Here is a 19,457-nt window from a genome sequence, read left to right on the forward strand (position 1 = left end):
AATCTATCGGTTCGGGTCAATGGAAATGCCGCGGTTTCTTTGGTTAGGATGTTTTTGACGAGCGTCCTTTGCAGGGCTCCAAACACCACTTTCCATCATACCAGCAACACGATCCCACGGACCGGTAACCATTTTCGCCAAGAAGTTGGATCCACGAAGTGCATTCATGCTGGCCACAAAAATTCCAACCATCACCACCATTAACAAAACGGCTTCGATGACAAGCTGGCCTTTGCGGTTCGCAACGAATGACTTTCTCATTTGATCGCACTCCATTCCAGACGAGCGCCTTTCGGCTTGAAGCCTTGTCCTGTGTCCAATTGCTTTTCCACGCGAGCAGCCAATCGTGGACCTGATCCACGAAACGCCTCGGACGGAGCTGAAATAAATGCTTTCAGCCCGATTCCTAGGATTGCAATCATCAGCAGGACATACTCAATCGTCATGCGATCTCCGTACTAGCTAAAGAAACTATTCAGAAGTGATTCCGCCAATAGATCCGCGTAGTTCTGAAATCTTGTCAGTCACTGTGGACTGGATGTCTTTCTTGAAGATCATAACCAAACCGACAACAACCACCAGCAAGAGGATGTACTCTGTAGCACCCTGACCTTGTTTGTTCTTTAAAAGATTCTTGGAAAAGTTCTTAAACTTTTGCATTGATGTTCCCCCTTATGGTTTCGTATCGGCTCATTTGGGGATTGTCTTAAGGGAATTCACTACAGATTGTGGATTTAGTAGTGTCTCAGAATGGGAAAACAGGAGGGCTAGACCTCCTGTTTTATTGAAAACTGTCGTACAAATTATTTACACTCGGCCTTATCCGAGAAAGTCTTGCCTAAATCTTTGCCATCAAACTTAAGTGTAACCTTTTTTTCCGCTAAAGTGCCTTTGCGAACAATCTTGGAGCTTTTTTCAGCCCATTTTTCGCAAGCCTCTGCAGTGTCCAGTTTTTTAGCCTCTTCAGTAGGATTTTTTCCATTGTAGGGCTTCCTAGCCTCGACTTCTTTACCGGCGCATGGTGTGCGGTCGACTGTGATCGTGCACTCACCTGCGATAGCGTTCTGAGCCATCATCAAAGTCACAACGGTCATCATCAATGCTGTTTTCATTCTTGTGGTCTCCTGTTTATGCCGCCGTGGAATCTGCGTCCTCAGCGGGTTTAATTGAATCTTTCTTATTTTTTTCACCTACCAGAACATGCAATTGTGTCATCATCGATCCCAATTCGCTGGCTTGCGTTTGCATATCTTCAGAGGCACTCGTGACATTGCCCATGGATGCTGCAACTCCTTGTAAGCTTTCGTCGATGGAAGTCAGGGCCTGCTTCACCTGGTCGATACTGTGTGTTTGTTCTTGCGAGCCTTGTGCGACTTCCTGAATCAATTGGAACACGTGATTTGTATTATCAACAATGGCTTTCAGTGATTTTTCACTGTCAGCTGCCAGCTCCACGCCGGTTTGGCTTTTAGCATTTGCCTCGGTGATTAATCCGGAAATTTCTTTCGCGGCATCAGCACTCTTTTGCGCCAGTGCGCGAACGGCATCAGCCACCACGGCAAAACCTTTTCCCTGTTCCCCAGCACGGGCAGCTTCAACCGCGGCATTCAGTGCCAGAAGATTTGTCTGAAAGGCAATGTCATCAATCATATCCAGAATCTCGGTGATTTTTTTGGAGTTCGCCGAAATCTCGGACATCACCTTAATAAGCGAATGGATTTTGCTTTGGCCGTGAGTGACGGCATCTTGACCATCTTTCGAAATCTTAGCAGCCTCGGTAGAGCTTTCAGAGTTCTTTCGCACAGTCTGACTAAGATCTTCCATTGTGGCCACGATTTCTTCCAGTGAAGCAGCGGTGCTGGTGGTGTTGCTGGAGATCGATTCACTGGATTTTACCAGGCCTTCAGTGCGTGAACCGACGACGTGGGAACTTGAATCAAGCCCGTCGGCCACTGTACGAAGTGATTTTTGTACGCTGCGAATATTTAAGAAGCTCGCAATCAGACCCATAAGAACGAAAAATGCCGTGACTCCGATAATGGAAAAGAAAGTGTATTTAAAAAGTTTTGCGGCAGCTTCTGATTTATCCACTCCCGCCATATAACTGGCGTCAGTCAGGGATTTCAGGGATTTGTAGGATTCGTCATAGAACTTGGCAGAACTGTCTTGAAGAATTTTTTCTGCCAAGGCTGTGTCTTCCTTATCCAGGGCTGCTTTGAATTTCTCACTTTCAGCCTGATAGCTTTCCCAGTTTGTCAAAAAAGATTCATAGGATTTACGAAGCTCATCTGTAGTCAGTAAGGGATCCAAAACCTTTGAATAGATGGTGATGTTTCCCATGAGGGAATCCATCTCGTCTACGACCAGCTTGCGCTCATCAGTACTTGTTGTTGCCAAGAGATTGAATTCAAGCTTGCGATAGTTGACTACGTTGATATTGATATCCGCGGTTTTGCCAACGATAGGAAGCCAGATTTCTGCAATTTCGGAAGTAACTGTGTTTTGTGCTTTCAATTCGTATAGTGAAAACGCATTAGTCAGCAGACAAATCAGAATTAAAAGCCCTGCGATGAATAAAAAGCGACTTTTTAAAGAGACCTTAGACATTATGTCCTCCGAACTAATTTGTCGGAATCTTAACAGTGGAACTTAGGTCCAGTTCTCATAAGGCTTTAAAATTTAATTGGGGATATGTTGACCAAGGTCCTAAAGACCCCTAAATTCAGTTTTAGAGGTCAGTCATGCAAAAACAGATGGTAATTTTATACGTATTTTGTGTCGTTATCTTTTTCGTAGTTAACGTCGTTGTTTCGTAAACAAAAATTAACTAGTTTTTCATCGTATAGATATCAGGATAGTTTCTTCCAACTTCCTCAGAATCCATTCCGTAGCCAACCACATAACGGTCATCAATAGTTTTACCAATATAATCAGCTTTGATAGGCAATTCGCGACGGGCAGGTTTGTCCAACAACGCCACGATTTTCAAAGATGCTGGAGCTGATGCAAACAAACGGCTTCTTAGGAAGCTCAATGTACGTCCTGTATCGATGATTTCCTCAACGATCAAAACGTGTTTGCCAGCGATGTTCACGGAAATGTCTTTTACGATTTTAATCGCGCCACCGCGCTCGACCGCCTGTACATAAACGAAGTCCACTTGCTGAGTCAGATCTACTTGTCTCATCAAATCGGCTGTAAAGTGCATGGAGCCACGCAAAGGGCAGATGAAAATGACTTCTTTGCCTTCGTAATCGCTTTCGATTTGTTTCGCCAGATCAGAAACCAACTCTGTGATTTCTTCTTTAGTCAGGAAAGGAACCATTTGTTCTTTAAGTAATGCCATTTGCGCCTCTGATTCTACAAATCAATTGATGTAATGCCTGCTGCTTGCGCCATCTTCAGATAACGAAGAGCTTCGGGATGTTGTGGATCTCGAATGAGGATATTCTCCCATTGTTCCGTGGCTTCAGCAATATTGTTTGAGTTGTAGTAGATTGCCCCAAGCTTTAGGCGAGCTGGAATAAGGTGCGGGTACTCGCGGATCAAAGATTTCAGGTCCTTGATGGCGCGTTCCGTTTGATTCAACTGCACATTTACTTCAGCAACACGCAAAGTGATCTCCGCTTTACGGCTGGAAAGCTTCTGCGCTTTTAAAAGTTGTTCCAACGCCTCGTTGTAGCGCTTGTACTGATAATACAGGTCCGCCAGCTCTTCATGTTTGGAAGCAAGTTTTTCATCGACGAACGGATCTTGTTTGCCGGATTTTTTATCAAGTTGGGCTTGAGCATCCAGAAAAACCTGTTTGCCTTCATCGTATTTGCCCAAATCATTCAGAATAATCGACAAACCAACGCTGGCGTCAGTGTAAGTTGGATCAATTTCCAAAGCGCGTTTGAATGTTTTGATAGCTTTGCTGAACTGACCCTTGTCATAGGCAATGGTCGCCAGCATCTGATAAACCTCGGGATTGCGAGTGTTTTGCAGAAGCATTTGACTCAAAATAGGCTCGGCCATTTTGTAGTTCCCGTTAATAAAATATCCACGGGCTTCAGAAATCATGTCGTCTTGAAGGGAATGAATCACTTCATCTCCTTTTCAGCCTGTTTAAGTTCAGAGCTGCCCGGGAAGTCTTTTTCAAGGATGGCCATGTATCTGTTTGCTTTCGGATCATCTCCGATTTTTCTGGCAGAGATCACAATGCGTGAAAGAGCGCGGGCATCAAGTCCCAGGTTTTTGTAGTTTGAATACAAACCCTCGTAGCGTTTCAAGGCGCTGCCATAGATCTCGCGGATGAAGTAGAAGTTACCGATGTAATCTTCTTTTTCAGCCAACATTTTAATTGTGGCAGAACGCTTTTCAGAAGCTTCTTTTACGTATTCAGAGTTTGGATATTTCCTAATCAAATCACTAAGATTGAGGATGGTATCATTTGCCAAAGATAAATCGCGATCAATCGTTGAAGGCAACTGATTGAAATAACTCACACCCAAACGGAATTGAACGTAGTCTGAATTTGGAACCGTTGGATGAAGCTCTTTGAACATCTGATATGCCACTTGTGCTTCAGCGTAGGATTCTTGTTTGTAGTAAACATCTGCTACTGCCAGTTCAGCTTTCGTTGCAAAATTGCTGTACGGGAATTTGTTTTTTACTTCCGTGTAGCGACGAATGGCTTCTTCGTAGCGCTCGCTTTTGTCGAACTCTTCGGCAATAGCGAATGCACCCTCAGGAGTGTCGGCGTTTCTTTCCATAGTGGAGCAACCGGACATCAAGAATCCTGCTGCGCAAATAAGTGTCATGACTCGGAGCGTTTTTAGCATGCCGATATCATATTTTGGTCCAGAACCTACTGTCAATGAAGGGGCTTATGGCGCACTGCTATCAGAGTCAATTGGTGCGAAGTATGGCAGATTTCTTAATCCAACCCGTGATAGATCCCGGAAAAGTCACTTGCGACCATTCTGCATTTTCATTTTGTACAATAACTTCCATGCCACCGAACACATCCAATAAGGTGGCTTGGTTGTCTCCGGGAGCTGCCTGCAACGAAACCTTGTCTTCAACAATCGTCGCGCGAATGATGGATTGATCATAAATCTTCAATCCCAAAAGCGTGATGGATAGTAAAAATCCCAAACCCAACAAGCTGCCGATGATCGGAACACCAGGAAGTGACGTTTCGTCGGCCAATGCACGTCGGCGCTGCCCCATAAAGCCAATCCAAATCCAGCCGGCTGCAAATAAAAACAAGGCGGTCGTAATCAGATACGCAGTCTGGGATACGGGAGCCAGTAACTTTCTGCGCACGGTTTCATAGGTTTCAATTTGGTGAGGAATATCCTTCACATCCATTTGTCCTAAAGCAAACTTTAGTCCAGATCGCGCTTGGCTTAAGTCGGGATCAGATGCGAGAGCTTTACGAAAAAGACCCACTGCCAAGGGCTTTTTACCCAATTGGTACTGGGCTAAAGCCAAGTTTGTGAGTGTGGTTGCGTTATGGGGATCCAGCTCGAGCGCTTTGGCGAATGCGTCACGTGATTTTTCGTAATCTTTCGCCGCGTAATGCTGAGTGCCCTGGTTAAACAAAGCAGCGAAATCCGCATTTTGAGTCCAAGCCAAGGTGGGCAAAATAAGAGTAAAAAAGAACACAATGAATCGCGTTGTCATAGTCTCGAAGTTTAGCCGGGTGTCTTGTCTTAGTCCAGAGCGAAGAGTAAACTGGACGGGCATTTCAAATAACAAGGAGATGAAGGATTTTGTATCTCCGCGAAAGGTATTATGAGTTCTCTTGTAGGCCATCAAATTCAACAATCCGATAAAGTAAATTCTTTGATCAAAGATCTTGTCGGTGAAGTCACTAAACTAAACTCATCACTTGAAGGCATTCGTGCTCCTCAAGATGCATTCAAAGATTCCGGCAAACAAAAAATCGAGCAGACAGGATTGTTGCGTGGACGTCCACTGCATTATCAATACATGGGTACAGGCGCAGGTCGCGGACCTTATGTGGAGCTTGAAGATGGAAGCATCAAACTTGATTTGATCAACGGCATTGGTATTCACTTGATGGGTCACGCAAATCCACGCGTGATGGCAGCGGCCGTGCGCGGTTCATTGGCTGATATTTTGAATCAAGGTAACTTGCAACCGAACAACGAGTATCGTCTGTTCACAGAAAAACTGGTACAAATCGCCAGCAAGAATTCACGCTTGAAATATGCGTGGATCGCGACTTGCGGAACAATGGCCAATGAAAATGCTTTGAAGCTTTCCCGTCAAAAAAATTCCCCAGCGCGTTTTGTGATGTCATTCAAAGATGCTTTCGCAGGTCGTTCGACGATGATGGCGGAAGTTACTGACAACACGGCTTACAAACAAGGTCTGCCGGAATACCACGAAGTATTGCGTGTTCCGTTCTATGACAAGCGCGATCCAAAATCCGGTGAAAAAGCTTTGGCTGCTATTAAAGAGCACGTTGCAAAACACGAAGGCAATATCTCTGCATTCGGTTTTGAACCGATGCTGGGTGAGGGCGGCTACCAAGCGGCTCCGCGCGAATTCTTCGTGCCACTTTTGGATTTCTGTAAATCCAAAAACATCGCCGTCTGGGCGGATGAAGTTCAGACTTTCACTCGTACAGGTGAATACTTTGCGTTTGAAACTTTGGGTCTGGGTCAGTACATCGACATCTGCACGATTGCAAAAACAGCGCAAATCGGTGCGACTCTTTACACTGAAGAGTACAATCCAAAACCAGGTTTGATTGCCGGTACATTCTCGGGCGCTTCTCCGTGCCTGGCTGCGGGTGTTGAGATGCTGAACATGCTTTCTGAGGGCTTCTTGGGTCCACAAGGTCGCATTCAACAAATTCACAAACGCTTCATTGATGGCATCAACAAACTGAACGACACGACTTGCAAAGGTATCGCGTCTGATGCAGGTGGTATGGGCTTGATGGTTGCTTTCACTCCGCATGATGGAAAAAAAGAAAGCGCCAACAGCTTCCTGAACAAACTTTATGCGAATGGCGTGATTGCATTCCCTTGCGGTAAAGATCCGGTGCGTGCGCGCTTCCTGATCCCTGCAATCATTCAGGATCAGGACATCGACATCGCTTTGAAAATCATCGAAAAAACACTTCTCGAAGGAGTGTAGTTGGATTTCATCGAATCTTGCCGTCAGCTTATCGCAATCGACAGCACACCTGCGCATGGTAACAAAGAACTTGCGCGGTGGGCGGCAGCATTCTGTCGTCAAAAGGGGCTCGTGGTCGAAGAGCAGACCGAAGTCATGGGGGACCTGGAACAGGTGAATATCATCGCTCGTCCCGCTGCAGAGCGACCGGGTGCTGAGTTTCTGTTTCAAACTCATCTGGATACTGCCGACCCAGGGCCTTTTGCCTTGTGGACAGAGACGGGAAGCAATCCCTACGATGCCCACATTATTGACGGCAAAATTTATGGATTGGGAGCTGCTGACGTAAAGCTTGATTTCCTGTGCAAGCTTGAAGCGATTGCTTCATTTGGCAAGGATCGCGCGTGGCGACTGCCACCGGTTCTGGTCGGCACCTTTGGTGAAGAGACCGGAATGCAGGGTGCTCTGAAGCTGATTCGCAAGAATAAGATTGCAGCGAAAATGGCTTTGATTGGCGAGCCCAGCGATTTGCAACTGGTTAATGCTGCCAAAGGTTTTGCCACGGTCGAGATTCGTGTTCCGTTTTCTGAAGAAGAAGTTCGCTACAGGGATGAACACAATTTGCGTGAAAGTACTTCCACGCAGTCTAAGTTGTTCCGTGGCAAGGCAGCCCACTCCTCGATGCCGCATTTGGGAGAGAGCGCAATCACGAAGATGCTGGAGTATCTGACGATGCTGCCGGAATCCGTGAATATCATGGAAATTGATGGCGGCATTAATTTCAACACTGTTCCAAGCCATGCGTTTCTTGAAATTGATATGCTTTCAACGGTGAAGAATCCGATTGCAGCCAGGATCGCAAACATTTATCGCGGTTTGAAAGAAGTTGAAGCGGACTTTCTGAAACACAAGGATGAGGAATTTTACCCAAGCACCCCAACGCTGAACATCGGTTTGATTCGTACGAATGAAAATGATGTGCAGTTATCGGGAAGTTGTCGTCTGCCACCGGTCATCACTCAGGAAATTTATGAGAGATGGATGGAGCAGATTCGCGACTTGTGTGAAAAGAACGGTGCTGTATTCAGCGTGAATGATTACAAGAAGCCATTCCGTACCGAAGTGAATTCCATTTTGGTGAAAGGTTGTCTGGATGAATTGCGCAATCTTGGTTTGCAAGGTGAGCCAACAACTCAGCCGTCAACCAATGAGGCAAGTATTTTTTCGAGAATTGGAATTGAGTGCGCCTGCTTTGGTCCGGGCAAGCGTGAAGGAAATGTTCATACTCCTCAAGAGCATGTTGCGATTGAGGATTTACATAAGGCCATTGAATTTTATAAAAAAGTCATCGAGAGGTTTTGTCTATGAGTTTTCTAATAAGACCTGTTCGGCACGACGATTTAAGTCAGCTGGTGGATTTGGCAAAGCAGTTCAATCTGTTAAATTTGCCTGGTGATAAAAAAGTTTTAAGTGAAAAGATTGATCGCAGTGAACAGTCTTTCGCCGACAAACTTGATAAATCCAAAGCTGAATATCTATTTGTCGTCGAAGATCTGGAAGAAAAACAGATCGTGGGAAGTTCCCTGATCCTTGCCAAGCACGGTAATGAAGAGGTTCCTCACAGTTATTTCAAAATTATCAAACGCGATCATTTTTCCCAGGATTTGGGAATTGGGTTCATACATCAAGTATTGCGCTTCCAGCTGGATTTTGACGGTCCAACTGAAATCGGAGGACTTCTTGTGGATCGTGCGTATCGCCGTCGTCCCGAAAAACTGGGTAAGCAAATCAGCTTAACCCGTTTTCTGTACATGGCTATCTATCCCGAGAAGTTCGAAGACCGTGTGTTGTGTGAATTGACTCCGCCATTGACGGACGAGGGTCGTTCAGAATTCTGGGAAGCTTTGGGTCGTCGTTTTACGGGTCTGCCTTATCAAGAGGCGGATGCACTTAGCCAGTCCCACAAAGAATTTATCGAAAGTCTTTTCCCGCAGGAAGACATCTATCTGGCGCTTCTTGATTCAAAAGCCCGTCTGGTTTTGGGTCGTGTTGGTGAAGCCACCAAGCCGGCTCAGCATCTTTTGGAAAGCATTGGTTTCAATTATCTGGATGAGGTTGATCCGTTTGATGGCGGTCCCCATTACGGCGCCCAGACGGCAGAAATCCTGCCAATCAAGATGGGTCGTCACTTGATGGTGGCCGACGGAAAAGATTGTACTTTTAAAGAACAATATTTAATTGCCGCCACGGGTGAGGAATTCAGAGCCACGATGTGTGCTGTGGATATTCGTGATGGCGAAGTTATTTTGCCAATGAAAGCACGCCAGATTCTGGGTGTGGAAATTGGCGATCAGGTTTTTGCAGCCCCTTTCCACTATAGCAGAGGAAGACAATAAGATGAGCACCACCATTTTTCCAGTCAGTTACAAAGGTGATTTTATTAACGGCCGTTTTGTTCCTGTTACCAAAGGTGACGGCGAAGTCAAAAATCTGAGCCCGGCAGACTTAAACGATTTGATTATGACGGTGCCATTTAAGCACGATCACATGGATGAAGCGTGTCTGGCGGCTAAAAAAGCTTACCCAAAATGGGCGACACTTTCCATGGACGAAAGACGCTCTTACTTAATGCGCCTAAAAGAAATGTTCGACACTCATGCTGAACAGTTTGCGCAAATTATTTCCCGCGATACAGGTAAACCTGCGTGGGAGGCAATGACGGAAGCCAAAGCACTGGGCGCAAAAATTGATATCACTCTAAACCAATCAATCAAATTGATTGCGGATGAGCGTATCTCGAATGCATTACCGCAAGTGGATGGGGTGATTCGCCACAGATCCCGTGGTGTGATGGCTGTTGTTGGTCCGTTTAACTTTCCGGCGCATTTGCCGAATGGACACATTATTCCGGCATTGATTGCCGGCAATACAGTTGTTTTCAAACCATCTGAGCAGACTCCAGCAGTTGGTCAGTACATGGCCGAGATGTTTGAAAAAGCGCAATTCCCTGAAGGCGTATTCAATATGGTTCAGGGGGATGGTGCAGGTGGTGGACGCCTGGTTGCGAATGAACACGTTGATGGCGTTCTGTTCACGGGCTCCTATGAAGTGGGTTTGAAAATAAAACAAGAGACATTGAATCACTACTGGAAAATTCTGGCGCTTGAAATGGGCGGTAAGAATGCAACAGTTGTGTGGGAAGATGCGGATATGGACAAGGCAGTTTATGAAAGCCTTGTGGGTGCCTATATGACGGCAGGTCAACGCTGCTCGTGCACCAGCCGTATTATCGTTCATCCAAAGATTGCAGATGAGTTTACCGAGAAGTTCTATCAGGCAGCCAAGAAACTTTCGATTGGTCACTGGACTGAAAACACGTTCATGGGGCCATTGATTACCGCAGCTTCGGTTGAAAAATACATCCGCTTCCAGGAAATCGCCAACCGCGAAAACTGTGAAAGTCTAATGCGTGGCAAATCCCTGGATCTAAAAAACAAGGGTTACTATGTGACGCCAAGTATTCACTTGGTTAAAAAGTTTGATCCGAATTCAGTTTATCAAAAATCTGAAATCTTCGGGCCAAACGTTGCGATTTACACAACCGGTGACTGGAATCATGCGATGGAAATCGTGAACTCGACAGGTTACGGTCTGGTGATGGCACTATTCTCCAAGAATAAAGAGCTGTATGAAGATGCCTTGTTTAAGGCGCGCGTGGGTCTGTTGAATTGGAATCGTACGACGAACGGTGCCAGCTCCCGTCTGCCATTTGGTGGCATGGGTAAATCCGGCAACGACAGGGCGTCTGCTCACTTTGCAATTCAATATTGCACGGTGCCTGTGGCAAGTCTTGAAGACCCGACTCCATTTGATCCGACAAAGATTCTTCCTGGCATGAACCTGGACTCAAAATAATGAAAAAGACGGTTGTCGTTCTAATCAGTGCAACTGTGGCTTTGCTTGTAGCAGTGGGAGTCTGTGTTGGCTTTCTGGGATATCAGTATGCCAACACCGCACCAAGCTCGATTGCACAGGAAGTGGTGTACGAGGTTCTTCCGGGAAAAGCGTTCAACACGGTCGCCAAGGATCTGGAAAGCAAAGGATTGGTTCGCAATTCCTTTTTCTTTTCCATGTACGCGCGATTTAAGAACGAGCGCTCCAAGGTTAAAGTGGGTGAGTATCTACTAAGAACCAATATGACCCCAGATGAAGTTCTGGATGTTATTACTTCCGGAAAAAGCATCGCGCGGGCATTCACTATCAGCGAAGGTCTTAGCATTTACGAGATTTCGGATCTTTATGAAAAAGCTGGATTTGGGACGGCTGCTGATTTTATGAGATTGGTGCGTGATCCAGAATTAATTCAGTCTTTGCTGGGTGAAAAACAGATCAGCCTTGAAGGCTATCTGTTTCCAGAAACCTACATGTTGACCAAGTTTACAGACACCAAGGGTCTGATTTCTGCGATGGTTAAAAGATTTCTATATGTTTACAACGAAATCCAACCACAAAGTCATCTGAAGGGTTGGACCCGTCATCAGATCGTGACCTTGGCAAGTATCGTCGAGAAAGAAACCGGAGCTCCGCAAGAGCGTCCATTAATTTCATCGGTCTTTCATAATCGTCTGCAAAAAGGTATGAAGCTGCAAACGGATCCGACGATTATTTACGGTAAGGCTGAAACTCTTGGGAAAATCGTGATCAATATCACCCGAGCGGATTTAACCGCGCCGACGCGATATAATACCTACGTGATTCCTGGGTTGCCGCCGGGGCCGATTGCCAATCCGGGCAAAGAAGCTTTGCTTGCGGCAATGAATCCTGAAAAAAGCAGCTATTTGTTCTTTGTCAGTCAGAACGATGGAACGCATGTTTTTTCAGAGGATTACAAAGGCCATCAGTCAGCGGTAAAACGTTATCAGCTTGATGCCAAAGCCCGTGAGGGTCGTTCCTGGAGAGATTTAAAAAGCAAACCAGCGAAATAGTTTCTATTTTGCTGCGCCGGCCTCGTCAGGGGAACTCACTTTATCGAAGCCCTGAGTTCCTTCGTTGTACTTGAAAATATTAAGCCTAGGCACCATTTGATCATCAAACGTCGGTGCCACGATTTCCAATGTGCCATCTCCATCCACATCCGTCAGTGCCAGATTGGTAGAGTTGCCCTTTAGTGTGAAGTAGCCATCGCGATTTTCAGCCAAGGGGATTTTTGCAATCATCGTCATCCCGTCAGCGTCGCTGATCTTGTAGACTTCCAGCTCTAGAGAACTCTTGTTGTGAATTTTTAGCACTGTGACTTTAGGGCCCAGCGGAGTCAGATTTTCGGTTACTTTTGCAACAACAGTGCGGCTTTCAGAGGAGAAAAGATCCTTCACCGAGTTTCGCAGATTTGGGATGACCGCCACTGTGGTCATAATCATTGCGATGATGGCCAGGCACACCATCAGAAGTATTTCTTTTCTTGAGAAAGCGGAATCAGTTTTGGAAGTCATAGGAAAAAGTTTGCCATAAAGTCATTGAAGTAAAAACAAGAAAAGACTTAAGATGCAGGAGAATCTTTTCTGGGGAGACTTTGATGGCTCAGCTTATCGTTTCTAAGTTCGGTGGAACCTCCATGGGAGACGCGGAGTGCATGCTTCGCAGTGCCGAGGTCGCATTTCGTCAAAATTCAAGCATGGTTGTGGTGTCCGCCACTTCCGGCACCACCAACGATCTAATCACTCTGGGTAATAAAGCCGAAAAATCGACTTGGGCAGAGTGTGAGAACATCATCAACAAGATCCAGGATCGTCACAGAAAGATCGCTACTGATCTGAATGCTGATGCAAATACAGCTAATAAACTGGAAGCTTTATTCGAAGAGATGCAATCTCTGGCAAAAGGCGTGAACTTGCTTCGTGATTGCTCGGTCAAGGCCATGGATGCATTGATGAGTCTGGGCGAGCGCACTTCCTCTGTCCTATTTGCAGAAGCCATGGCCAAGGTTTTAAAAACTCATGGATCAAGTAAGAATGCGCAACTGATTGATGTGCGTGAAATTCTAAAAACAGACGATTCATTTGGAAAAGCAAAACCGATCACCGCACAGGTGGCCAGTCACTGTCAGCGGCACCTGCCGAATATCCGCAGCTTTCAGTCAGTTGTGGTTACTCAAGGTTATATCGGTAGCACCGAAGAAGGAATGACCACCACGTTGGGGCGCGGTGGTTCAGATTATTCGGCTGCGATACTTGCAGAAGGTGTGGCCGCGGATGTTCTGGAAATCTGGACAGATGTGGCTGGTATTGCGACGACCGACCCACGTCTTTGCGCTAAGGCTAAGCCCATTGCTGAAATTTCTTTTAAGGAAGCTTCAGAGCTTGCAACCTTTGGTGCCAAGGTTCTGCATCCCGCAACTTTGTTGCCAGCGATTCGTAAAAACATCCCGGTCTTTGTGGGTTCAAGCTTTGATGCTGAAGCCAAAGGGACTTGGGTTCGCAAGGAAGTTGAACAACACCCGCTGATTCGCGCGATGGCGATCAGAAAAAACCAGGTGCTGGTAACGCTTTCAACTCCTGAGATGCTTCATGCGCATGGTTTTCTGTTTCAGATCTTCAAGGTTTTCAATGATCACAAAGTCAGTATCGACGCCATCACGACGTCTGAAATTTCAGTCAGCGTGACTTTGGATGACTCCACTTTGCTGAATAAGAAATTAATTTCCGATCTTTCAGAAATTGCTGACGTTCAGGTTGAAGAGAATCTGTCGCTGGTGTCGTTGATTGGTAACAACATCAATCACACACCAGGTTTGGGTAAAGAAATCTTCGATACGATTTCAGACATCAACGTGCGCATGATTTGCTTAGGGGCAAGCAAGCACAACTTTTGCTTTCTGGTGAATGAAGAGCACGGCCCATTGGCAATTCAAAAACTGCATCACAAGTTTGTGGAGCTTGCGTGAACAAAGAAGAGTTTTACCAGTTACTGGCTTCAAGAAAATCCATTCGTAAGTTTAAGCCGGATGCTGTGCCGAAAGATGTGATCGAAAGATTGTTGGGCGCTGCTATGGAAGCACCATCAGGGAAAAATCGTCAGAACTGGCGTTTCTTTGTAGTGACGGGTAAAAAGCGCGATGAATACATTCAGTATTCGCAAAAATCCTGGCTGGGAATTAAGGATGTGCTTCAGCAAAGATTGAAGCCGTCGTTGTACTCTTTTACCGAAAGATTTTTTTACACCTTGGGTGATGCGCCGGTTTTATTGTTTGCCTACTCTCACAATGATTCCGAAGAGCGCTATCACACCAGTATCGGTTCCGTTTACATGGCGGTGGAAAATTTAAATCTGGCTTGTTTGGTTGAAGGCTTGGGCTGTTGCACGATGGGTGCGCCACTGGAAATCAAAGAGGAAGTGGATAAGTTTTTGGGTGTGGATAAACTTCCGGAATACCAGCGAGGCGAGCTGGAGCTTCTTTGTGGTGTTGTCATTGGATACCCGGATCACAATCCCCCGAAGGCTCCAAGGCAGATCGAGGGGCGAATCACTTGGATCTCTGAGTAAACAAAATAAGCCGGAATAGTAACCTAAATACATGATATCCCTTGGTTAAGTTAAGACTAAGGGGTGCATTCATAGTCACTCTTTTTGACATGTAAATTACGTCTAAGGGGTTGTTTTCAGTACCTTTTCGGGTAGGACTTTGATATACCGCATCCCTTATGAATCCAGTTCACGCCCTAAAGACAAATCCGTTTGTCCTTGCCCCTATGGCAGGGATTACTGATCACGCGTTCCGCACCTTTATGAAAAAGCTCGACACAAGTGTTGTTGTGACCGAATTGGTCAGTGCAAGTGGCATTGAATACAAATCTGAAAGAACGATGAAGCTGATGAGCTTCGACGAATCTCAGCGACCTATCGGGATTCAACTTTTCGGTGAAGATCCAGAAATTTTAGGTAGAGCTGCAGCCGTGGCGGAAGCTGAGGGTTGTGATTTTGTCGATTTGAATTTCGGTTGTCCTGTTCCCAAAGTCGTAAAAAAAGGCGCGGGTTCAGCGATGATGAAGGACCCCGTACAAATGCAGAAGGTTCTTGCTGCAGTTAAGGGTTCTGTGAAAGTTCCAGTGACGATCAAAATCAGAACTGGTTGGGATTCGAATACCCGCAACGCGCTGGAAATCTGCAATATTGCCTACAACGAGGGTATCGAGTGGGTGGCCATCCATGGCCGCACGCGCGCGCAAAGCTATACGGGTTTTGCTGATTGGGATTTTATCACTGATATTAAAGCCAAGGCGAAGCTCCCAATTCTTGGAAACGGAGACATTCTCACACCTAAGCAGGCTGTTTTGAGACTGGAACAGTCGGGCTGCGATGGGGTCATGATCGGCCGGGGATGCCTTAAAAATCCGTTTATATTTATGGACGCCCTGTCCTTGTGGCGCGGCGAGCCCCTTAAAACGGTCCAAAGAGACTATGTGAGCCTGTTTAACAGTCTGAAAACTGAGCTTGTTGCGCATTGTGATGAACACATCACTGGTATTCAGTTGAGAAAGTTTGCAGCTTGGTTCTCGACAGGGTATCCTGGAGCGGCACAATTCAGGAAGAATCTTTTCCAATCCAAAAGCAATGAAGAGATCATGGACCTTGCTAACGAATTTTTCGCTAGTGTTGGTAATGTTGAGCAAGAAGATCAGTCCAAGGATGAATTCCTGATGGGCGGACACGGTTAGTTGTCCTGACCGAATCCTGTAATGAGTTTTTTAAATTTTTGTTTTAGTTTACAAGTTTCAATTTAATGAAGGGTTAAATATGATTCAAGATCCGAAGAAGATTAGAAATATCGCGATTATCGCGCACGTCGACCACGGTAAAACGACACTGGTTGACCATTTGATTAAACAAGCCGGTACATTCCGTGACAATGAGCACGTTGATGACCGCTTGATGGACTCCATGGATCTTGAAAGAGAACGTGGTATTACGATCGCCGCTAAGAATGCGTCTTTCATCTACAAAGATATCAAAGTTAATATCGTTGATACTCCGGGACATAGTGACTTCGGTGGTGAAGTTGAACGTATCCTGAACATGGTTGATGGTTGTATCCTTCTTTGCGACGCCTCTGAAGGTCCACTTCCACAAACGCGTTTCGTATTGAAAAAAGCTCTAGAGCAAAATTTGAAAGTTATCGTTTGTATCAACAAAATCGATCGTTCAGATGCTCGTATCCAGGAAGTTCACAATGAACTTTTCGATTTGTTCATCGACCTTGAAGCTACTGAAGAACAATGTGACTTCCACACTGTTTACGCTATCGCGCGTGAAGGTATGGCGACATTGGATCCAGCGGTTAACACAGGTACGTTGGAAGTTCTTTACGATGCTATCGTAAACCTGGTTCCTCCTCCAAAAATTGACGAAGAAGCTCCATTGCAAGTTATGGTTTCCAACATCTCTTACAATGATTATGTAGGTCGTTTGGCGATCGGTCGTATGCGCGCAGGTCAAATCAAAGTTGGTGACGAAGTTGTTTGCGTTCAGGAAAACGGTCAGAAAAAAGTTAAAGTATCTGCTTTGTACCAATACAAAGTGAACTCGCAAGTTCCAGCTCAAGAAGTTGGCGCAGGTGACATCGTTGTTATCGCGGGTATGGAAGACTTCACGATCGGTGACACCATCACTTCTGCAATTGATCCTCGTCCACTTCCGCGTATTCGCGTGGATGAGCCGACAGTAGGAATGGTTTTCTCGGTAAATAACGGACCGTTCGCGGGTATGGAAGGTAAGAACGTTACTTCCCGTAAGATTCTTGAGCGTCTTGAGAGAGAATTGTTGTACAACGTTGCGATCCGCGTGGAGAAAACTGCGAATACTGACGCTTTCAAAGTCGTTGGTCGTGGTGAGTTGCAATTGGGTGTATTGATTGAGCAAATGCGCCGTGAAAACTTCGAACTTCTGGTTTCTAAGCCGACAGTTATCTTTAAAGAAGAGAACGGTCAAAAAATGGAGCCAATGGAGATCGCGGTTATCGATATCGAAGACTCTTTCGTTGGTGCGGTTACTGAGAAACTTGGTAAACGTAAAGGCGTAATGCAAAATATGGTTCAAAAAGGTTCAGGCCGTACTCGTCTTGAATTCTTGATCCCTTCACGTGGTTTGATCGGTTACCGTTCTGAGTTCTTGACTGATACTCGTGGTACAGGTCTTTTGAATACTCAATTCAATGGCTGGGAAGGCTACAAAGGCGAAATCGAACACCGTATGAATGGTGCGATGATTTCTGACCGTAAAGGCCAAGCGACAGCGTTCGCTATTTGGAATCTTCAAGAGCGCGGTATTATGTACGTAACTCACGGTCAAGATGTGTACGAAGGCATGATCGTTGGTGAGCATGCTAAGGACAATGATCTAGAAGTAAACATCACTCGTGAGAAGAAATTGTCAAACGTACGTGCTTCGGGTTCTGATGAAGCTATCCGTCTGGTTCCAGTACGTCCAATGACGCTGGAAAAAGCGATGGAATGGATCAAGGACTCTGAACTGATCGAAGTGACTCCGAAGAACATCCGTCTTCGTTGCCGCGAAACCGATCCAAACAAACGTGCAAGAGCAGCGAAGGAATAATGGATTCGAAAGTCGCCATTGAGATAAAAGACCTAACCAAAAAATACGACGATAGAGTCGCTGTCGATGGAATAGATCTGGAAATCTACAAGGGCGAATGTTTCGGACTTTTAGGTCCAAATGGGGCTGGCAAAACAACAACGATGAAGATGATGTATTGCTCAGCCCTCGTTACCAGCGGGGAGCTTTACGTTCTCGGCCTTAACGTTAAAAAGAATTTCCGCGAAATCAAATCTCGTATCGGCGTCGTCCCTCAGGACGACGGCCTCGATCCTGACTTTACAGTCCTTGAAAATCTCTCTGTCTATGCCAGTTATCACAATATTCAGCCTGCAGAGGCCGAATTGCGTGCGCAGGCACTACTTCGCCTGATGAAGCTGGAAGAATACCAGGATCGCTCCGTGGAAACTTTAAGCGGTGGTATGAAGCGCCGTCTGGCGATTGCCCGGGGCTTGATTAACTCGCCAGAAGTGATTTTTCTGGACGAGCCCACAACCGGATTGGATCCGCAAGCGCGTATTTGGATCTGGGATTTCTTTAAGCATTTAAAATCTGAAAAAAGCACTTTGGTTCTGACGACTCACTATATGGAAGAGGCCGAGCAGATGTGTGATCGCGTGGCGATCATTGATGGTGGTAAAATTCTGACCATCGGTAAGCCCCGTGACTTGATTCGCGACCTGATTGGCAAGGAAGTGGTGGAGTTCGACACGAACCCGGTCGACTTGAATTACTATCTTGGCCGTTTGCGTGCCGAAGGCTTTGCTTACCAGGTTATCAAAGATACAGTGTCCGTTCTGGTAAAAGAGAATCAAGAAGGCCGCCGCGTGGTGGACCTGATTGCCTCTGATAAGATTTTTATTCGCAAGCCCACTTTGAATGACGTCTTCCTGAAATTGGCAGGACATCAATTGAGGGACGAGTAATGAAGTTCAAACAGCTGTTTACTATTCCTAAGTTTAACGACGGTGCGACGAAGGTTTGGCAGCGTAATTTCCTTTATTTTAAAAAGACCATGATGGTATCCCTGTTCTGGATTGTTCTGGAGCCGGTTATCTATCTGGGTGCTATCGGGTTTGGTTTGGGTTCTTTCGTCGATAACATGCAGGGGATGTCGTACATTGAGTATTTCTTCCCGGCGTTGTTGTGTACGACGGCGATGATGGTATCTTTCTTTGAAGGAACCTACGGCAACTATACGAAACTAACGCACCAAAAAACTTATGCGACGATCATGCTGACTCGCGTGGGCCCAGAGGAAATCGTGGCCGGTGAATTGATGTGGGCTGCAACCAAAGGCTTCTTTGGCGTGACGGGTGTTACGACCGTAGCGGTGTTCTTTGGTTTAATTGATTCCTACAGAATTCTTTTGGCACTTCCGGTGTTGCTGCTGATCTCGGCGTTGTTTTCCTGTATCGGGATGATCTTTACGTCGATTGCGCGCAACTATGATTCTTTTATCTATTCAACGTCCGGTTTGATTGTCCCAATGAGCCTGCTTAGCGGAACATACTTTCCGTTAGAGCAATTGCCATCGGGATTGCGTTACTTGGCTTACTTGTTCCCACTAACTCATGGTGTGGCCGCTGTGCGCGGAATTCTGCATCAGGGTAACTTAACCATTATTGCAATTCACATCGCCATTCTTTTGGTACTGACGTGGATCTGCATGAATGTTTCATTTCACCGCATTCGCAATAAGTTATTGAAATAGT

The 19,457-nt window shown here is 45.9% G+C and carries 21 protein-coding genes and 1 pseudogene; 11 read left to right on the forward strand and 11 right to left on the reverse strand.

Going from position 1 to position 19,457, the window contains the following annotated elements:
* Positions 1-3: 3 nt before the first annotated feature.
* The 10 genes and pseudogenes from ACLVWU_RS00630 to ACLVWU_RS00675 all read right to left on the reverse strand — a co-directional run bounded on the left by ACLVWU_RS00630 (position 4) and on the right by ACLVWU_RS00675 (position 5,652).
* Positions 4-261 (reverse strand): hypothetical protein, encoded by a 258-nt coding sequence (locus ACLVWU_RS00630; RefSeq protein WP_413576527.1) that lies wholly within the window; start codon positions 259-261, stop codon positions 4-6.
* Positions 258-446 (reverse strand): hypothetical protein, encoded by a 189-nt coding sequence (locus ACLVWU_RS00635; RefSeq protein ID WP_413576528.1) that lies wholly within the window; start codon positions 444-446, stop codon positions 258-260. Before ACLVWU_RS00635 ends, ACLVWU_RS00630 begins: the two co-directional genes overlap by 4 nt.
* Before the next feature lie 25 nt (positions 447-471).
* Positions 472-660: a Flp1 family type IVb pilin gene (locus tag ACLVWU_RS00640; protein ID WP_340598297.1), complete on the reverse strand. Its 189-nt coding sequence runs from the start codon at positions 658-660 to the stop codon at positions 472-474.
* Positions 661-803: 143 nt separating this feature from the next.
* A complete protein-coding gene (locus tag ACLVWU_RS00645; RefSeq protein ID WP_413576529.1) occupies positions 804-1,112 on the reverse strand; it encodes a hypothetical protein in 309 nt (102 codons plus the stop codon).
* A gap of 16 nt (positions 1,113-1,128) precedes the next feature.
* On the reverse strand, positions 1,129-2,100 hold the full coding sequence (locus ACLVWU_RS00650; RefSeq protein ID WP_413578815.1) for a methyl-accepting chemotaxis protein: 972 nt from the start codon (positions 2,098-2,100) through the stop codon (positions 1,129-1,131).
* Between the two features lie 12 nt (positions 2,101-2,112).
* Positions 2,113-2,607, reverse strand: a pseudogene (locus ACLVWU_RS00655) (MCP four helix bundle domain-containing protein); the annotation flags it as partial.
* Between the two features lie 220 nt (positions 2,608-2,827).
* Positions 2,828-3,346 carry a hypoxanthine phosphoribosyltransferase gene (gene hpt, locus ACLVWU_RS00660; RefSeq protein ID WP_413576530.1) on the reverse strand — a complete coding sequence of 173 codons (519 nt, stop codon included), beginning with the start codon at positions 3,344-3,346 and terminating at the stop codon, positions 2,828-2,830.
* Positions 3,347-3,360: 14 nt separating this feature from the next.
* A complete protein-coding gene (locus ACLVWU_RS00665) occupies positions 3,361-4,086 on the reverse strand; it encodes a tetratricopeptide repeat protein (RefSeq protein ID WP_413576531.1) in 726 nt (241 codons plus the stop codon).
* Positions 4,083-4,823, reverse strand: coding sequence for an outer membrane protein assembly factor BamD (locus ACLVWU_RS00670; RefSeq protein WP_413576532.1), 741 nt, complete (start codon positions 4,821-4,823; stop codon positions 4,083-4,085). The genes ACLVWU_RS00665 and ACLVWU_RS00670 overlap by 4 nt, the downstream gene beginning before the upstream one ends.
* A 67-nt stretch (positions 4,824-4,890) precedes the next feature.
* Positions 4,891-5,652, reverse strand: a complete 762-nt coding sequence (locus ACLVWU_RS00675) for a tetratricopeptide repeat protein (RefSeq protein ID WP_413576533.1) — start codon at positions 5,650-5,652, stop codon at positions 4,891-4,893.
* A gap of 129 nt (positions 5,653-5,781) precedes the next feature.
* Here ACLVWU_RS00675 and ACLVWU_RS00680 point away from each other — a divergent pair, with 129 nt between their 5' ends.
* Genes ACLVWU_RS00680 through mltG form a run of 5 tightly spaced genes read left to right on the forward strand, consistent with a single transcriptional unit; the run spans position 5,782 to position 12,122 of the window.
* Positions 5,782-7,158 (forward strand): aminotransferase class III-fold pyridoxal phosphate-dependent enzyme, encoded by a 1,377-nt coding sequence (locus ACLVWU_RS00680; RefSeq protein ID WP_413576534.1) that lies wholly within the window; start codon positions 5,782-5,784, stop codon positions 7,156-7,158.
* Positions 7,159-8,505, forward strand: a complete 1,347-nt coding sequence (locus ACLVWU_RS00685; RefSeq protein ID WP_413576535.1) for a M20 family metallopeptidase — start codon at positions 7,159-7,161, stop codon at positions 8,503-8,505. It begins immediately after the preceding gene.
* Positions 8,502-9,533 carry an arginine N-succinyltransferase gene (locus ACLVWU_RS00690; protein WP_413576536.1) on the forward strand — a complete coding sequence of 344 codons (1,032 nt, stop codon included), beginning with the start codon at positions 8,502-8,504 and terminating at the stop codon, positions 9,531-9,533. The genes ACLVWU_RS00685 and ACLVWU_RS00690 overlap by 4 nt, the downstream gene beginning before the upstream one ends.
* A 1-nt stretch (position 9,534) precedes the next feature.
* Positions 9,535-11,052 (forward strand): succinylglutamate-semialdehyde dehydrogenase, encoded by a 1,518-nt coding sequence (locus ACLVWU_RS00695; RefSeq protein WP_413576537.1) that lies wholly within the window; start codon positions 9,535-9,537, stop codon positions 11,050-11,052.
* Positions 11,052-12,122, forward strand: coding sequence for an endolytic transglycosylase MltG (gene mltG / locus ACLVWU_RS00700; RefSeq protein WP_413576538.1), 1,071 nt, complete (start codon positions 11,052-11,054; stop codon positions 12,120-12,122). Before ACLVWU_RS00695 ends, mltG begins: the two co-directional genes overlap by 1 nt.
* Positions 12,123-12,125: 3 nt before the next feature.
* On the opposite strand, the gene ACLVWU_RS00705 is transcribed toward mltG, so the two are convergent.
* Positions 12,126-12,626, reverse strand: a complete 501-nt coding sequence (locus tag ACLVWU_RS00705) for a hypothetical protein (RefSeq protein ID WP_413576539.1) — start codon at positions 12,624-12,626, stop codon at positions 12,126-12,128.
* Positions 12,627-12,709: 83 nt separating this feature from the next.
* Here ACLVWU_RS00705 and lysC point away from each other — a divergent pair, with 83 nt between their 5' ends.
* The 6 genes from lysC (at position 12,710) to ACLVWU_RS00735 (ending at position 19,456) form a co-directional block, all read left to right on the forward strand.
* Complete coding sequence (lysC, locus tag ACLVWU_RS00710; protein WP_413576540.1) at positions 12,710-14,077, forward strand: lysine-sensitive aspartokinase 3; 1,368 nt, start codon at positions 12,710-12,712, stop codon at positions 14,075-14,077.
* Positions 14,074-14,676, forward strand: coding sequence for a nitroreductase family protein (locus ACLVWU_RS00715; RefSeq protein WP_413576541.1), 603 nt, complete (start codon positions 14,074-14,076; stop codon positions 14,674-14,676). Before lysC ends, ACLVWU_RS00715 begins: the two co-directional genes overlap by 4 nt.
* Positions 14,677-14,918: 242 nt before the next feature.
* A complete protein-coding gene (locus tag ACLVWU_RS00720; protein ID WP_413576542.1) occupies positions 14,919-15,848 on the forward strand; it encodes a tRNA dihydrouridine synthase in 930 nt (309 codons plus the stop codon).
* Positions 15,849-15,927: 79 nt separating this feature from the next.
* Positions 15,928-17,742, forward strand: coding sequence for a translational GTPase TypA (typA, locus tag ACLVWU_RS00725; protein ID WP_413576543.1), 1,815 nt, complete (start codon positions 15,928-15,930; stop codon positions 17,740-17,742).
* Positions 17,742-18,668 (forward strand): ABC transporter ATP-binding protein, encoded by a 927-nt coding sequence (locus ACLVWU_RS00730; RefSeq protein WP_413576544.1) that lies wholly within the window; start codon positions 17,742-17,744, stop codon positions 18,666-18,668. The genes typA and ACLVWU_RS00730 overlap by 1 nt, the downstream gene beginning before the upstream one ends.
* On the forward strand, positions 18,668-19,456 hold the full coding sequence (locus tag ACLVWU_RS00735) for an ABC transporter permease (protein WP_413576545.1): 789 nt from the start codon (positions 18,668-18,670) through the stop codon (positions 19,454-19,456). The genes ACLVWU_RS00730 and ACLVWU_RS00735 overlap by 1 nt, the downstream gene beginning before the upstream one ends.
* Position 19,457 lies beyond the last annotated feature (1 nt).

Origin of the sequence: Bdellovibrio sp. HCB290 (assembly GCF_047305925.1) — a bacterium.
In the GTDB taxonomy this organism is placed as follows: domain Bacteria; phylum Bdellovibrionota; class Bdellovibrionia; order Bdellovibrionales; family Bdellovibrionaceae; genus Bdellovibrio.

Excerpts from the sequence above, each read along its gene's own strand:
- ACLVWU_RS00630 (WP_413576527.1), bottom strand. The coding sequence starts at position 261 with ATGAGAAAGTCATTCGTTGCGAACCGCAAAGGCCAGCTTGTCATCGAA.
- ACLVWU_RS00635 (WP_413576528.1), bottom strand. The coding sequence starts at position 446 with ATGACGATTGAGTATGTCCTGCTGATGATTGCAATCCTAGGAATCGGG.
- ACLVWU_RS00640 (WP_340598297.1), bottom strand. The coding sequence starts at position 660 with ATGCAAAAGTTTAAGAACTTTTCCAAGAATCTTTTAAAGAACAAACAA.
- ACLVWU_RS00645 (WP_413576529.1), bottom strand. The coding sequence starts at position 1,112 with ATGAAAACAGCATTGATGATGACCGTTGTGACTTTGATGATGGCTCAG.
- ACLVWU_RS00650 (WP_413578815.1), bottom strand. The coding sequence starts at position 2,100 with ATGGCGGGAGTGGATAAATCAGAAGCTGCCGCAAAACTTTTTAAATAC.
- hpt (WP_413576530.1), bottom strand. The coding sequence starts at position 3,346 with ATGGCATTACTTAAAGAACAAATGGTTCCTTTCCTGACTAAAGAAGAA.
- ACLVWU_RS00670 (WP_413576532.1), bottom strand. The coding sequence starts at position 4,823 with ATGCTAAAAACGCTCCGAGTCATGACACTTATTTGCGCAGCAGGATTC.
- ACLVWU_RS00680 (WP_413576534.1), top strand. The coding sequence starts at position 5,782 with ATGAGTTCTCTTGTAGGCCATCAAATTCAACAATCCGATAAAGTAAAT.
- ACLVWU_RS00690 (WP_413576536.1), top strand. The coding sequence starts at position 8,502 with ATGAGTTTTCTAATAAGACCTGTTCGGCACGACGATTTAAGTCAGCTG.
- ACLVWU_RS00695 (WP_413576537.1), top strand. The coding sequence starts at position 9,535 with ATGAGCACCACCATTTTTCCAGTCAGTTACAAAGGTGATTTTATTAAC.
- mltG (WP_413576538.1), top strand. The coding sequence starts at position 11,052 with ATGAAAAAGACGGTTGTCGTTCTAATCAGTGCAACTGTGGCTTTGCTT.
- ACLVWU_RS00705 (WP_413576539.1), bottom strand. The coding sequence starts at position 12,626 with ATGACTTCCAAAACTGATTCCGCTTTCTCAAGAAAAGAAATACTTCTG.
- lysC (WP_413576540.1), top strand. The coding sequence starts at position 12,710 with ATGGCTCAGCTTATCGTTTCTAAGTTCGGTGGAACCTCCATGGGAGAC.
- ACLVWU_RS00720 (WP_413576542.1), top strand. The coding sequence starts at position 14,919 with ATGAAAAAGCTCGACACAAGTGTTGTTGTGACCGAATTGGTCAGTGCA.
- typA (WP_413576543.1), top strand. The coding sequence starts at position 15,928 with ATGATTCAAGATCCGAAGAAGATTAGAAATATCGCGATTATCGCGCAC.
- ACLVWU_RS00730 (WP_413576544.1), top strand. The coding sequence starts at position 17,742 with ATGGATTCGAAAGTCGCCATTGAGATAAAAGACCTAACCAAAAAATAC.
- ACLVWU_RS00735 (WP_413576545.1), top strand. The coding sequence starts at position 18,668 with ATGAAGTTCAAACAGCTGTTTACTATTCCTAAGTTTAACGACGGTGCG.